The following is a 14128-nucleotide window of genomic DNA, read 5'->3' on the forward strand; positions in this document are numbered from 1 at the left end:
CATTTAACTTCATTTATTTTCCTTTTATTCTAATCTTGTTTAAGACACTAAGTGTCCAACTTGTTGATATTAGAATACTAATATCTCCCCCTATTGTTAAAAAACAAACCTACTTATTTTAAAATATAAGTGTTAAGTAAGTGTTAAATAAAACTTTATCTTATGATAAATAATATTGAAAATGTAATATTGTTACATTTATTTTTATAGTGGAAATACTATATATGACAATATGACATATATTTAATGATGAAGCTTGAAGATTGATATACTTGAGATAAATATCATATGGAGGGTGGTCTCATTTGTTTTTACATATAGATATAGACAGTTTTTTTGCTTCTGCTGAACGTAGTGTAAATCCTTCTCTAAAAGGCATACCTATGGCAGTTGGCAGTCGCAGTAATTTGGAGATATTTAACAAAAAACGTACCTATATCAAGCTGATGAATGATAACACAGGAGCCTTTGTGACTCCTGTGTTTTACAGTGATAAGAAGAAAACATTTGAATCTTATTTTGTAGATGAGATAGAAGGAAAAAAAAAGATACGAGGCATTGTGACTACAGCGAGTTATGAAGCTAGGGCATGTGGTGTGAAGACAGCTATGCCTATAGCTCAGGCCTTACAACTGTGTCCAAAAATGAGAGTTGTCCCTTCGAATTATCCACTCTATCATAATCTCTCACATAAAATACATGCATTTATGTTGGCACATATCCCTAAAGTGGAACAATACAGTATAGACGAGTTTTTTGGAGATGTCAGTGGTTGGATAAAAGATGAAGAGGTCTATGCTTTTGCTGAAGAGCTACAATTAAAAATACTTGAACATTTTGACATTCCTGTTTCTATAGGTATCTCAAAAGCCAAATGGATAGCCAAACTCGCAACAGAATCTGCCAAGCCTTATGGTGTGTTTGAAGTGAAAGATATAGATGCCTATATAGAAAACATTCCCATCAAAGCATTTCCAGGTATAGGCAAAGGTTTTCAAAAAAGACTAGGGGAGCACTATATATCTACACTTGGTGATGTGAAACGATATAAATCACTTTTTGAGTCGTGGAAAAAACCCGGCATACAACTTTATGGTCGTATCACAGGTACAGACCATGAAGGTATAAGCAGCAGAGGAGAGAGAAAGTCCATAGGTATCAGTCGAACTTTTGATGCTATACATGATACTGATGAGATAAAAAGACGTATTATGATCATGGCAAGGCATATTATTTATATGGTGATGGCTATAGAAGTTAATCCTACAAGTTATTATCTGAAGATAGGATACGAGTATGGTGTTAAAGTTAAAAAGACACATACTGTAGACAGGCTGTTTTCTGAAACACTTTTCAAATCTATACTTTCAGAAATGTATGAAGAGATAGTGCAGAGAAATAAAGGGGCTATTAAACTTACACTGAATGTTTCGAATTTTTCTTCGATTAATCTCAAGACACTTTCACTCATTGAATTTAATGATGACAGTAAAGAAAAACAATTACATCAGAATATCCATGAGTTAAGATCACGTTTTGGGTTAGATATTATTAAAACGGGAAATGAGTTGTAAGATACAAATAAATTATATTAACTTCATATCGTTTAATGTTATAATATTCTTATGAATTTAAATATATTGTCCTCTAAACTAAAAGAGTTTCAGAATATCGATGAATCTGTAATTACTACATTGTATACACTTTCTAGCAGGAGTCTACTTGTTCTTATTGGATTAGCAGCTTTGACTACTGTGGCTTTATATCCGATGCTTCATACTAGTATCATGCTTTGGTTTTTGAGTTTAGTAGTATTGATAGGATACAGACTTTATTCGGCGTATATTTTTAAACAAAACCCTGAAAAATACTCTATAGAAGTATGGTACAAAAACTTTATCGTGAGTGCCATTATAACGGCACTTATCTTTTCCACAATTGGTTTTATTTTTATACATCAAGTAGATTATTATTATCAGATCTATATCATTGCTGTCCTTTTAGGGTTATCATCAGGTTCTATAGTCTCTTTGTCACCAGATATACGACTAAATCTAGTATATGCTGGTATACTCATGTTCCCTCTCACTCTTACAATGTTCTTTCTTTCTGATACTCCTCTACATTACATACTTGCGGTTTCATTAATTTTGTATTTTATAGCGCAGGTGACAACCATATATAAAATAAATACACAAAAAAATGAATATGATACCTTGCAATCAGAGCACATGCTCTTAGAAAGTTTGTTTAAGAATGCACCTCTTGGCATCTTTACCTATAATACAGATTTAGAGATATTGGAGTGTAATGAAAAATTAAATACATTATTTGAGCATGACAGAGAAAGCATCATAGGACTTAACCTGAATGAGCTTCCTGACAGTGAGGTATCAGGAAAGTTACAAAATGCACTTACCCAAGGCCCTCAAATATATGAAGGCCCCTATATATCACTAAAAGGAAAGCATCTTTGGGTTGATGCAAAAGCTTTTTCTTTCAGTGATAAGTCTAACAGGGTTTTAGGGGGTATAGGTATGTTTGAAGATAAAACAAAAGAACATGCTGCATTAAGGGAGCTTGAATACATGGCTCAACATGATATGCTTACTGGATTGTTAAATCGTAGAGGTTTTAAGAACTCTATGGAAAATCTTGTGAATCATGAAAAACATGAAACATACTTTTCTATACTTTTTTATCTTGATCTGAATCAGTTTAAAAGTATCAATGACTCTTTAGGACATGAAGTTGGAGATGATATTCTTCTTGCTGTCTCTAGGCGTCTAGTCAATCTTTTTGATGAAAAGTGCATCATAAGTAGACTAGGTGGTGATGAATTTCTTATTATAATGCCTCATGTCTCTGAAGATAAAAATATAGCAAATGAGGAAGCCAAAGAGTTTTCAAGAGAGATACAAGATACTTTTATAGAGCCGTTTATCATAAAAGAAATGCATTTACATATTAAATCAAGTATAGGTATCGTTTTAATGGAGCCTGGCTATGTGAATACTGAAGAGATCATACGTCATGCAGACCTTTCTATGTATCAAGCTAAAATAGCCAATGATCATATTTCATATTATGATTCATCTTTAGATAAACAACAAAAAAATCTTTTTATTCTTCAGCATGAACTGGCATATGCAATAGAAAAAGATCAGCTGGGTCTATTTTATCAACCGATAGTAACGATAAAAAAAGATGAATTATATTCTGCTGAAGCACTTATACGGTGGGAACATACTACAAAAGGGTTATTGTCTCCAGAGGATTTCATACCGTTGGCTATTAAAGCTGGTTTACTTTCACAAATTACATGGTGGGTAATTGATAGCGTGTGTAAACAAATATCTCAATGGAAAAAAGTGAATCAATGGAAACTTGAATATGTTTCAATCAATGTGAATGCTCAACAATTTATAGAAAATGATTTTTCAAGAGAATTTATTAAAAAATTGGAAGAGTATGGATTAGAAACTAATGATATTATGATAGAAATTACAGAACGATCGCTGATCGATAATTTTGATAATACTCAAGATGTTATCAATGAGTTGCGTAACTATGGTGTTAAATGTGCTATCGATGATTTTGGTATAGGTTATTCATCTCTCTCTTATTTGAAAAAACTCTCTTTTAATACATTAAAAATAGATAAAGCATTTATAAAAGATATAGAGTCAAAGCCCAATGAACTACATCTTGTCTCAACTATATTAGATATAGGAAGACAGTTTAACTATAACATAGTTATAGAAGGGATTGAAACTGAAAATCAAAAAGAGTTGCTTCTTGGATTAGATGATAAACTTAGGTATCAAGGTTATCATCTTTCCAAACCTCTTCATGCAGAAGAGTTTAGTCAAATGTTTTTAAAATAGTTATATATTGAAAGTATATTTGGACTGAGATGTCATTAAAGATTTATTTAATCTGTTATCCTATATAATAAGTATGTTATAGTCAAAGAGATATTTTAAATATTATTTGTTGTGCCAAACTTGTTGTGAAGCAAGGACGGAAAGCCATGGGTCTTAATTTTAAGATCGCCAGGTTGCCAAATACCAATACGCGTGTATTATGTATTATTCTGCCTTTTTTCTACTTGTTTTAACTCTAAATCTTATTTAATTCAAACTTATTTTGTTGTGCCAAACTTGTTGTGAAGCAAGGACGGAAAGCTATGGGTCTTCAATAGGAAGATTGCCAAGCTGCCAAAATGAATTGTTACTTCTTTTGTGCAACATCCAATTACACTAAGGATTTTTATGAAAAGATTTCATACCCTGATAGGTATTATACTATCGTTAACACTAATGACACTCATCTCGGGATGTGGAGGGGGAGGTACTACTACTTCTTCAAGTACAGGAGAAGTTGTACTAAAGCTTACAGATGCTCCAATTGATGATGAAAATGTAAAAGGCGTTTATGTCACTTTTACAGCATTACGTTACCAATATGCAGACAGTAATGACAGTTGGCAGGATATAGATCTGAACGAATCAAGAACTATCGATCTACTTACTTTACAGGATGGAAATACTACTTTATTAAATCAGGTTGAGTTACCTGCAGGTGAGATAGCACATGTACGTTTTGTTCTTGACCTTGATAATTGTTATATCACATTTAATGATGATACGAATACTTCTTTAGAGTTAGAAGTACCAAGTGGTGCACAAACTGGATATAAGGCTATTGGTGGATTTACTATTCCAGCTGGTGGTACAGTGAATGTTACAGCTGATTTCGATGTTAGAAAATCGGTGACCGCAACTGGTAATGGTAGATATAAACTAAATCCTACTATTAAAATCATTGATAACATTGAAGTAGGTGAGATCAATGGTACGATGACTTTGGACGCAAATGGTTCTAAAGTGATTGTTTATGCCTATACAGATGGAAGTTTTGATGAGAGTGAATCAAATGCTACTAATAATTTTGGCAATTCAGTTTTAAGTACTGATGCTACAGATGGAAGTTATATATTACCATGGTTGACTACGGGAGTATATGATCTGATTGTGGTTGCTACAGACACGACAGGTGTATTTGAAAATATTTTAGGATATATCAATGATGTTACTGTTGAGACGGGTGTTACTACACCACAAGATATTACAGATGATACATTAGAGGATGCGCTTCTCTAGCTTAACTTATCCCCACTTTTTCGAGTGGGGAATCCAAAAATAAACTTATAAATCTAAAAAACGATCTGTCCATCCTGCTGCATACGTTTGATAATACCTTTTGCCATTTCATGTCCTTGATAGGCAGCTTTCCTACACCACTCTATAGCTTTCTCTTTATCTTCTTCACAACCTAAGCCCATATCATATAAGGCACCCAGATTAAACTGTGCTTTTGCATTGCCTGCCTGTGCCGCTTTTGAGAAGAGTATAAAAGCTTTTTTGTAGTCCTGGTGTACACCACGACCTTCTTTAAACATAGCACCTAGATTGTTGAATGCATCCATATTTCCACGTTTAGCTGCTTCTTCATACCAGAAGGCTGCTTCTGATTCATTTTTTTCACAACCTTCACCATTTTCAAGCATGAGGGCAACTTCAAATTGCGCCACAGGAACTTCTCTGGTTGCAGATTCAAGATAGTAGTCAAAAGCTTTTTTTGTATCTTGGTTTACTCCGTATCCTTTAAAGTATAGAAAACCTAGATAGTAGTATGAAGTTGGCTCTTTTTGTGCTTCTAGAGCAGTATAGAGTTCAAGAGCCTTATCGTACTCTTTTGCCAGTAATGCATTGTATGCTTCTTGTGCTAGAGGAGTCATTATACACCAAACCCTGTAAGTTCTGCACTTACTTTTTCTATCTTGCTTTGCGCATCTTCAAGTGCTTGTTTGTTTGTAGCAAGTACTTCTGCTGGTGCATTTGCTACAAACTTTTCATTGTTTAGCATACCACTTAATTTTTGTATCTCTTTTTCAAGCTTCTCTTTTTGTTTTGTAAGTTTGTTGATGATAGGTGTCATATCTATCTCACCTGTTGGAAGATAGACTTCTAAATTATCAGAAACATCAGTAATGGAGTTTTCAACTTTTGCATCTACAAATTCAATTTTTTCAACTTTAGCTAATTTCTGTATAAATGGACGAGCCATCTCTGTATCTATATTTCCATCTAGTTTGATGTATGCTTTTTCTATCTTAGAGTTACCCATGTCGATAACTACTTTAGCACGTCTTAGTGCAGTAATAGACTCTTCGATGATTGCAAACATATTTTCAGCTTCTATATCTCTGTTTATCTCTTTTGGAAAATTCATGACCATTAAAGAGTCACCGTCTTCTAGTGTTGTACCTGAAAGTTTATGGTAAAGATGATCAGAGATAAACGGCATAAATGGTGAAACCATTTTAAGTGTCTCTTTGAAGATCGCACCAAGCTCGACAATGCTTTCTCTGTCTGCTTTGGAGTACTCAATACCCCAATCACAAAACTCATTCCATACAAAGTTGTAAAGTGTTTTGGCAGACTCATCAAATTTATAAGATTCAATAGATGTACGAATCTTATCAACGGCAAGACTTAAACGGCTTTGCATATAGCGTCCAAGCGGTGTTTTAACTTCAACATCTTTGAGTTCCGGGAAAGTCTCTACATTAAGTTGCAAGTAATTTGTTGCATTGTAAAGCTTGTTGGTAAAGTTTCTAAACTGTTCTAGGTTTTTCGCACCCAGTTTGATGTCACGACCTTGTACAGCCAAGTATGCCAATGTGAATCTAATGATGTCTGCAGAATGTTCTTCAACCATATCAAGTGGATCAATAACATTTCCTTTGGATTTTGACATTTTTGCACCAGTCTCATCACGTACGAGTGCATGCATATAGATGTCTTTAAATGGTAGTTTTCCAGTAAAATGCTCACCCATCATCATCATTCTTGCTACCCAGAAGAACATGATGTCAAAACCAGTAATAAGCAGTGAATTAGGGTAAAAATCTTCCATGTCGGTATCATTATAAAGTTCAGTGAGTTTCCCGTTATTTCCCCAACCTAAAGGCGACATCGCCCATAAGGCTGAAGAGAACCATGTATCGAGTACATCAGGGTCTTGAGTCAACTTTTTTGATGTACATTTCGGACAGGCTTCAGGCTCATCTTCTCTGTCTGCCCATTGGTGTCCACAGTCATCACAGGTAAACACTGGTATACGGTGTCCCCACCAAAGTTGACGAGAGATACACCAAGGACGAAGTTCATCCATCCATGCTGTGTAAGAGTTGATCCAGTGAGCAGGGTGGAAGTTGTTGTGTTTTTTAGTCTCTTTGATAGAGTTTTCAGCGATCTTCTCACTCAAGAACCACTGTTGAGAGATAAAAGGTTCAACAATGTTCTTACATCTGTAACAGTGTCCTACTTGATGGATATGCTCTTCTATCTTTACTATATGTCCAGCTTCTTCAAGTGCTTTTACGATCACTGGTCTAGCTTCTAAACGCTCCAGACCTGCGAATTCTCCACAATACTCATTTAAGATCCCCTTTTCATCAAAGACTTTGATGAATTCTAAGTCATGTCTTTTACCTACAGCGTAGTCATTTTGGTCATGAGCAGGTGTCACTTTAACCACACCAGTACCAAACTCCATATCTACGTGTTCATCTGTAATCACTTTTATCGTTCTATCTGTCAGTGGTAAAAGTACTTCTTTACCTACGATATCACTATAACGCTCATCATCAGGGTGTACCATGATCGCAGTATCACCGAAGTAGGTTTCAGGTCTTGTTGTAGCTACTTCAAGCTCTCCTGATCCATCTGCAAATTTATAGATCATTGTATAGAATTTACCATTTACTTCATCGTGTTCTACTTCGATGTCAGAGAGTGCACCATCATGAGTACACCAATTTACCATGTAGTTATTTTGTGTAATTTTCCCTTCATCATACAAAGAAACAAACGCTTCTTTAACCGCTTCTTTCAGTCCTTCATCCATAGTAAAACGTTCACGTTTCCATGCAGGGGTAACGCCTAATTTACGCATCTGGTGAACAATATTCCCGCCACTTGTCTCTTTTTGGAGCCAAGCACGCTCAAGAAACTTCTCACGCCCTAATGCTTCTTTGGTAGTACCTTCTGCTAAAAGCTGTTTTTCAACGATGTTTTGCGTAGCAATACCTGCATGGTCAGTTCCCGGCTGCCAAAGTGTTTTAAATCCATCCATACGCTTATAACGCGTAATGATATCTTGAAGAGTAAATGTGAGAGCATGTCCGATATGTAAAGATCCTGTAACATTTGGAGGAGGCATCATAATAGAAAAGTTTTTCCCTTCCTCTTGGATGCTTTTATTACCATCAATTTCAAAATACCCACGATCTTCACAGAGTTTATAGTAATTATCTTCTACTTCTTTTGGATTATATGTTGCTTTTTTTTCAGTTGTTTCGCTCATCAGACTATCCTACATGATATTATATTGTCGCGATTATAGCGTAATGGTGCTTTTTGTTTTATGGGTCTATTTAAAAGAGGGGTGTTTTGTTTTTTTTATGCCATTGGATTATGGCTTTCCATGCTTCCTCTGCATTATCGACATAGGTTAATATATCTAGATCATGAGGATCTATGGCATCCTCTTCATATAAAAATTCAAAATCAATCATACGGTTCCAGTATTCTTTACCAAGCAAAATGACGGGTATTGGGGGACTTTTTTTTGTTTGTATCAGGGTTAATACCTCAAAGAGTTCATCCATGGTACCAAATCCACCGGGAAAGATGACTAGAGCTTTTGCTCTTTGCATAAAGTGTAGTTTACGCATAGCAAAATATCGGAACTGAAAACAGAGATCCGGACTGATGTATGGATTAGGAAACTGTTCATGGGAGAGATCAATGTTGAGACCTATAGATTTGGCTCCGACTTCACAAGCACCACGGTTTGCAGCTTCCATGATTCCCGGACCACCTCCTGTCATTAAAGTTACATGGCAATCTTCAGGTGTCTTACCACTTTTACCTACCAGTTGACCAAATTTACGAGCCTCATCATAGTAGATACTTTTTCTTACCATACTTTCAGCTCTTTTAAGTGCACTAAGAAGTGATTCTGAATGTGCTGAACTTTCCAACTCTTTTTCTATCTTTTTTAGTTCTTTCATCGCGGTGTCAAACTCAACGATACGTGCACTACCAAATACTACTATCGTATGGTCAATGCCCTGTTTTTGCATCTTGACTTCTGCTTTGAGATAGTCAAGCTGAAGTCTTACTCCTCTTGCTTCATCAGAGTAGATAAAGTTTTTATCTTCCTCTGCAACTTCAAAAGTAGGATCATTAATAATGGCTTTGATCTGCTTTAATGTTTCAGAATAATCATTTGACTTTTTTTTCATGCTAATATCCTCTATGAATATTATACATATTTTTTGAATGAATTACTTTGAATACTTTTTAATGTTATAATTTTTTATATTAATTTACAAAAGGTAAATCATGAAGAATATAGCCATACTTTGTTCTGGTGGTGATGTATCAGGGATGAATGCAGCGTTAAAACGTTTTGTTGAATATAGCATTGCGAAAGGACTAACACCGTATTTCGTAGATAATGGTTTTGAGGGTTTGATAGATAATAATATTTATCAGGCAGGCTACAGTGATGTTGCGGGTATTATTTCTCGTGGAGGAACGAAGATACATTCCTCCCGTTCAGAACGTTTTATGAAGCAGTCATATCGTAAACAGGCACTTGATAATCTTAAGACACATGATATAACTTCTTTGGTTGTTCTGGGTGGAGATGGTTCGTTTAAGGGGATGCAGGTACTGGGTGACGAGAGTGAAGGTATAAGCTTTAGCGGTATCCCCGCGACTATAGATAATGATATCGCCGGGACAGAATACTGTCTAGGAGTAGATACTGCACTTAATATGATCAAGTATGCTATCGACTCTATAAGAGATACGGCTTCATCATTTAGTAGAGCCTTTGTTATAGAAGCAATGGGAAGAGAGTGTGGGTACCTGGCATTGGTATCAGCGCTTACATCAGGAGCAGAGATGTGTCTTATACCGGAAATACCGTATGATCTAGACAACTATAAAGAAAGTTTTCAAAAACAGATCAAAGAGGGGAGAGAGTATTTCATTGCTGTTGTCTCTGAAGCTTTGAAAAAGTCAGAGGAGGTTGCTAAATGGTTTGATGAAGAGATAGGCATAGAATCTCGTATCATGGTACTAGGACACATACAACGTGGTGGAAATCCTACTGTTTATGACCGGCTCATGGCTTTTCATTTTGTAACGCAAGCTATAGATGTTTTACTCGAAGGGAATAAAAGCTCTGTTATCTGTTATAACGATGGTGGATTCAATCATAAAAAAATAGAAGAGGTAGCTTTTAAAAAATATCAAATAAAAGAAGATCTGTTAAAATTGGGAATGGAATTTGGGAGTCATAAATGAGATACTATTTATTGGTATCTATTGTATTCTTGGTTGCTGCTTGTGGTAAGCCATCGGGAAAAGTGATCGCTAATATCCCAGAAGCTTCTGGCATAAGTTACTGTAGTAAAGACGATACATTTATTGTTGCTAATGATGAAGGATCTTACTACGAGATCAATAGAAAAGGCAAAGTGCTTCGTAAAAAAAACTTAGGTAATTATGATCTTGAAGGTGTTGTGTGTGAAGATGAACAAATGATCTTTGCTCTTGAAAATAAAGGTATGTTAATAGTTGACAGACAAACAGGAGAAAAAAAGAAAGTGACTCTGAATACCATGTATAATGGGGAAAAGTTGCCTCTTTTTGATAAAAAATCAGGTGTGGAAGGCATAGCAAAGATAGGTAATAGGGTTTATCTGGCAAAACAATCCAATAAGAAAAAGAAATCTTTCATCGCTGTAGTGAAATTGACACCTTACCCCTCTAAAATTATTGATGTCATTGAACATCATGTCTCTGATACTGCGGGACTTACTTATCATGATGGATATCTTTATATGGTAAGTGATAAGGAAGATCTTTTGATCAAGTATGATCTTGATAAGAAAAAAAATGTACAAAAGATAAAATTAGAGAAAGGTGCCTGGGAAGGAATAGCATTTGATACTAAAGGTTTTGTTTATCTTGCAGATGATGATGGTCGTGTTTTAAAATATAAGAAAAAAACTTTAGGATTATAAATCCAAGAGGCTATCAAAAAGAGCATTATGCTCTTTTTGATAACCATAAATGCGTATAACTTTTATAAAAAATGATATTGATCAAAGCACCTAATATGGCTAAAGCTGTATCTTTATGTGCATCCCATATATCTCCCTGGGTACCTAAGAAAGCCATACCAAGTTCAGGATGTAAAATGACAGCGGCTAGCCACTCAAGCAGTTCATAGACCGTAGATATAAAAACTACCATTGTAAAGGTAAAAACTAGAGCGGTTCTAACTGTATTAGTACTCGAAGCGAGCATTTCAAACAGCATCCTGAAGGTAAGTAATCCAAAGAGAAAATGTACAAATCTGTCAAAATGGTTCCGTTCAAAACCAAAAAAGTGTGTAATAGCGTTGAAATGCTCCATCTCTGCATAGGTGTAATGTGATCCTAAAGAGTGCAAACTGGTAAATATAAGAAGTAAAATGAGACTTAAAAGAGTATAGTTATGTTTCTTATCCATCCATAGGATAAAAGGAAAAAATATGAATATCAATACATTTTCTAGAAGCCAATCTTGCGGATATTTGGGATTAATTGCCATGATGATCCAGACAACAATGTAAATAGCATAAACTAATTTATGTGATTTTGGCATATTTTCTCCTTCATCCTTTAGTATTCTATCATCATATTAGAAATTTTTTATTTAAAAAACTTAGCAAAGAGATAAAATAGAAGAGATAAAACGATACTAATAATGATCGAAGTTGTGATCGGAAAATAAAAGGAGAAGTTCTCTTTTTTGTAAGAAATATCACCGGGAAGTTTACCAAGATTAAAAGGAAGTCTGTCACTAAAGAGAAGCATGACCCCTATAATGATGATGACAATACCGATAAAGATAATACTTTTTCCTATTTCAGTCATGTTCATTCACTTTTCTTTTTATGATATTATAGGATAAATCTTTTTGAAGGCAAAATGATGGAGAGTATAATCATTAAAACAGGTGATATTACCAAAGAAAATGTTTGTGCCATCGTCAATGCAGCAAACAGTTCTCTTTTAGGTGGTGGCGGTGTGGATGGTGCCATTCATAGAGCAGGGGGTTCTGAAATCCTTGAAGCGTGCAAAAAAGTACGCAAAGAGATTTATCCTGATGGTTTACCCACGGGAGAAGCAGTAGCTACAAATGCCGGAAATTTACCAGCAAAGTATGTGATACATACTGTAGGACCGATCTATCATCAATGTAGAGAGAGTTGTGCTGAATTATTGGCATCATGTTACAAAAATGCACTTAATGTTGCTGTAGAGCTTGGGTGTAAAGATATTGCTTTTCCTGCTATATCTACGGGAATATACGGCTATCCTAAAGAGGAAGCTGCACGCATAGCTTATGAAACTGTTAATGGCTTTTTAGAGGATAGGCATGATATGAAAGTAAGTTTTGTTTTACATAACAATAAAGACAAAGAAATATTTATAAATACAATACAAGATAGTAAGTAAAAACATTCAATAAAGTATTGTTTCGTTAATATAATAACTATATAAAATAAAAGGAATATGATGTATCTTTTTACTTCTGAAGCTGTTTCTGCAGGACACCCAGATAAGTGTGCCGATATTATTGCCGATACTATCGTTGATACGCTAATACAACTTGATCCTGATTCAAAAGTGGCAACAGAAGTGTTTATCTCTGGCAAGCATGTAATCATAGGTGGTGAAGTGAAAACCAAAGTTTCTCTTGATTCTACATTTTATGAAGAGATCGTCCAAAAAGCATTTAAGCAAATAGGCTATCCTGAAGTTGGATTTGAGAGAGGAGAAACCTTTTTCCCTGACGAAGCAGAGATTCATACTTATGTCAGTACACAATCTCCAGATATTACTATGGGAGTGGTTAAGGCAGATAATGAGATAGGAGCAGGAGATCAAGGGATGATGTTTGGATATGCAAGCTCTGAACGAGATGATTATATGCCTATAGCCTTCTCCTATGCTCGAGAGATACGAGATGTACTGTATGACTATGCACTTAAACATCCAGAGACTTTTGGTGTAGATATGAAAACAGAAGTTGTGATGGATTACGGCACGAAAGAAAATTTCGATAATTGTAAACCACAGCACATTGCAAAGATCATCGTGGCAATTTCACATAACAAAGATATCACACAAGATGAAGTAAAGAAATTGGTCAAAGAGATCATTAAAGAGAATGTAAAATTTGAAGCAGGGCACTTTGATGAGAAGAACATAACGTTTTATATAAACAATACAGGAAGATTTGTTATACATTCACCTATCGCAGATTCTGGTTTAACAGGTAGAAAAGTGGTGTGTGATACTTATGGTGGTTATGCACCCATCGGAGGTGGATCACAAAGCTCTAAAGATTACACGAAAGTGGATAGAACTGCTCTGTATGCTGCGAGATGGCTGGCTAAACACATCGTTGCAGCAGGATTGGCTAAAAAAGCACTGGTTCAGCTCTCATATGTGATCGCTGAACCTAGACCTGCTTCTGTGACTGTAGATACACAACATACGGGTCTAACAGAGATGAAAGATGAGGAACTCTCTCAGATCATTGCGGAGAAGTTCCCTCTTACTCCTAGATGGATCACGCAGAAGTTTGGACTGGATCGTCCAAGTAAAGAGCGTTTTTTGTATGCTGACATCGCTGCAAAAGGGCAGATAGGATATGCAGAGTATCCTTGGGAAGCTCTAGATGAATTAGAGTGGTTTAGCTCTTTGAAAAGTTAAGACTTTTTAAATACTGCAAGCAGCATTCATCTTATACTCTCCAAGATCTTTACCTTTAAGATCGATGACATGTACAGCACATGCAAGACAGGGATCAAAAGAGTGAAGTACCCTTAATACCTCTAATGGTTTAGAAGGGTCTTCAAGTTTTATGCCTACAAGAGCCTCTTCATAAGGACCCCTTTGATCTTTACCGTCTTTAGGAGAAGC

At 35.4% G+C, this 14128-nt stretch carries 13 protein-coding genes and 2 riboswitches; of the genes, 7 read left to right on the forward strand and 6 right to left on the reverse strand.

The window, feature by feature from the left end; genetic code table 11:
• Positions 1–305 precede the first annotated feature (305 nt).
• From ABZC96_RS03520 to ABZC96_RS03530, 3 genes are all read left to right on the forward strand, one after another.
• Positions 306–1574: a DNA polymerase IV gene (locus ABZC96_RS03520; RefSeq protein WP_373029119.1), complete on the forward strand. Its 1269-nt coding sequence runs from the start codon at positions 306–308 to the stop codon at positions 1572–1574.
• A 66-nt stretch (positions 1575–1640) separates the two neighbouring features.
• Complete coding sequence (locus ABZC96_RS03525; protein WP_373029120.1) at positions 1641–3887, forward strand: EAL domain-containing protein; 2247 nt, start codon at positions 1641–1643, stop codon at positions 3885–3887.
• A 103-nt stretch (positions 3888–3990) separates the two neighbouring features.
• A riboswitch (cyclic di-GMP riboswitch) is annotated at positions 3991–4068 on the forward strand.
• Positions 4069–4146: 78 nt separating this feature from the next.
• A riboswitch (cyclic di-GMP riboswitch) is annotated at positions 4147–4225 on the forward strand.
• Positions 4226–4274: 49 nt separating this feature from the next.
• The gene (locus tag ABZC96_RS03530; RefSeq protein WP_373029121.1) at positions 4275–5165 is read left to right on the forward strand and encodes a DUF4382 domain-containing protein; all 891 of its coding nucleotides are present in this window, start codon (positions 4275–4277) and stop codon (positions 5163–5165) included.
• 53 nt (positions 5166–5218) lie between these two features.
• Here the strand turns inward: ABZC96_RS03530 and ABZC96_RS03535 are convergent, their stop codons facing one another.
• The 3 genes from ABZC96_RS03535 to ABZC96_RS03545 form a co-directional block, all read right to left on the reverse strand.
• Positions 5219–5803, reverse strand: a complete 585-nt coding sequence (locus tag ABZC96_RS03535; RefSeq protein WP_373029122.1) for a tetratricopeptide repeat protein — start codon at positions 5801–5803, stop codon at positions 5219–5221.
• The gene (locus ABZC96_RS03540; protein ID WP_373029124.1) at positions 5803–8436 is read right to left on the reverse strand and encodes a valine--tRNA ligase; all 2634 of its coding nucleotides are present in this window, start codon (positions 8434–8436) and stop codon (positions 5803–5805) included. Before ABZC96_RS03540 ends, ABZC96_RS03535 begins: the two co-directional genes overlap by 1 nt.
• A 70-nt stretch (positions 8437–8506) precedes the next feature.
• The gene (locus ABZC96_RS03545; protein WP_373029125.1) at positions 8507–9379 is read right to left on the reverse strand and encodes an LOG family protein; all 873 of its coding nucleotides are present in this window, start codon (positions 9377–9379) and stop codon (positions 8507–8509) included.
• Between the two features lie 100 nt (positions 9380–9479).
• Between ABZC96_RS03545 and ABZC96_RS03550 the strand changes: the two genes are divergently transcribed.
• Positions 9480–10451 (forward strand): 6-phosphofructokinase, encoded by a 972-nt coding sequence (locus tag ABZC96_RS03550; protein WP_373029126.1) that lies wholly within the window; start codon positions 9480–9482, stop codon positions 10449–10451.
• The gene (locus ABZC96_RS03555; protein ID WP_373029127.1) at positions 10448–11173 is read left to right on the forward strand and encodes an SdiA-regulated domain-containing protein; all 726 of its coding nucleotides are present in this window, start codon (positions 10448–10450) and stop codon (positions 11171–11173) included. The genes ABZC96_RS03550 and ABZC96_RS03555 overlap by 4 nt, the downstream gene beginning before the upstream one ends.
• Positions 11174–11198: 25 nt before the next feature.
• On the opposite strand, the gene ABZC96_RS03560 is transcribed toward ABZC96_RS03555, so the two are convergent.
• Positions 11199–11798 carry a DUF2238 domain-containing protein gene (locus tag ABZC96_RS03560; protein WP_373029128.1) on the reverse strand — a complete coding sequence of 200 codons (600 nt, stop codon included), beginning with the start codon at positions 11796–11798 and terminating at the stop codon, positions 11199–11201.
• 47 nt (positions 11799–11845) lie between these two features.
• Entirely contained in the window at positions 11846–12076 is a 231-nt protein-coding gene (locus ABZC96_RS03565) for a DUF2905 domain-containing protein (protein WP_373029129.1), read from the reverse strand.
• Positions 12077–12127: 51 nt separating this feature from the next.
• Here ABZC96_RS03565 and ABZC96_RS03570 point away from each other — a divergent pair, with 51 nt between their 5' ends.
• Positions 12128–12655 carry an O-acetyl-ADP-ribose deacetylase gene (locus ABZC96_RS03570; RefSeq protein WP_373029131.1) on the forward strand — a complete coding sequence of 176 codons (528 nt, stop codon included), beginning with the start codon at positions 12128–12130 and terminating at the stop codon, positions 12653–12655.
• A 60-nt stretch (positions 12656–12715) separates the two neighbouring features.
• A complete protein-coding gene (gene metK / locus ABZC96_RS03575; RefSeq protein WP_373029133.1) occupies positions 12716–13918 on the forward strand; it encodes a methionine adenosyltransferase in 1203 nt (400 codons plus the stop codon).
• A gap of 6 nt (positions 13919–13924) precedes the next feature.
• Here metK and ABZC96_RS03580 read toward each other — a convergent pair.
• On the reverse strand, positions 13925–14128 hold a 204-nt coding region (locus ABZC96_RS03580), incomplete at its 5' end, for a nickel-dependent hydrogenase large subunit (protein WP_373029134.1).

It is taken from the genome of Sulfurovum sp. (genome assembly GCF_041551015.1).
GTDB lineage: Bacteria > Campylobacterota > Campylobacteria > Campylobacterales > Sulfurovaceae > Sulfurovum.

Coding starts and splice junctions, on each gene's coding strand:
- ABZC96_RS03530 (WP_373029121.1), top strand. CDS start 4,275: ATGAAAAGATTTCATACCCTGATAGGTATTATACTATCGTTAACACTA.
- ABZC96_RS03535 (WP_373029122.1), bottom strand. CDS start 5,803: ATGACTCCTCTAGCACAAGAAGCATACAATGCATTACTGGCAAAAGAG.
- ABZC96_RS03540 (WP_373029124.1), bottom strand. CDS start 8,436: ATGAGCGAAACAACTGAAAAAAAAGCAACATATAATCCAAAAGAAGTA.
- ABZC96_RS03545 (WP_373029125.1), bottom strand. CDS start 9,379: ATGAAAAAAAAGTCAAATGATTATTCTGAAACATTAAAGCAGATCAAA.
- ABZC96_RS03550 (WP_373029126.1), top strand. CDS start 9,480: ATGAAGAATATAGCCATACTTTGTTCTGGTGGTGATGTATCAGGGATG.
- ABZC96_RS03555 (WP_373029127.1), top strand. CDS start 10,448: ATGAGATACTATTTATTGGTATCTATTGTATTCTTGGTTGCTGCTTGT.
- ABZC96_RS03560 (WP_373029128.1), bottom strand. CDS start 11,798: ATGCCAAAATCACATAAATTAGTTTATGCTATTTACATTGTTGTCTGG.
- ABZC96_RS03565 (WP_373029129.1), bottom strand. CDS start 12,076: ATGAACATGACTGAAATAGGAAAAAGTATTATCTTTATCGGTATTGTC.
- ABZC96_RS03570 (WP_373029131.1), top strand. CDS start 12,128: ATGGAGAGTATAATCATTAAAACAGGTGATATTACCAAAGAAAATGTT.
- metK (WP_373029133.1), top strand. CDS start 12,716: ATGTATCTTTTTACTTCTGAAGCTGTTTCTGCAGGACACCCAGATAAG.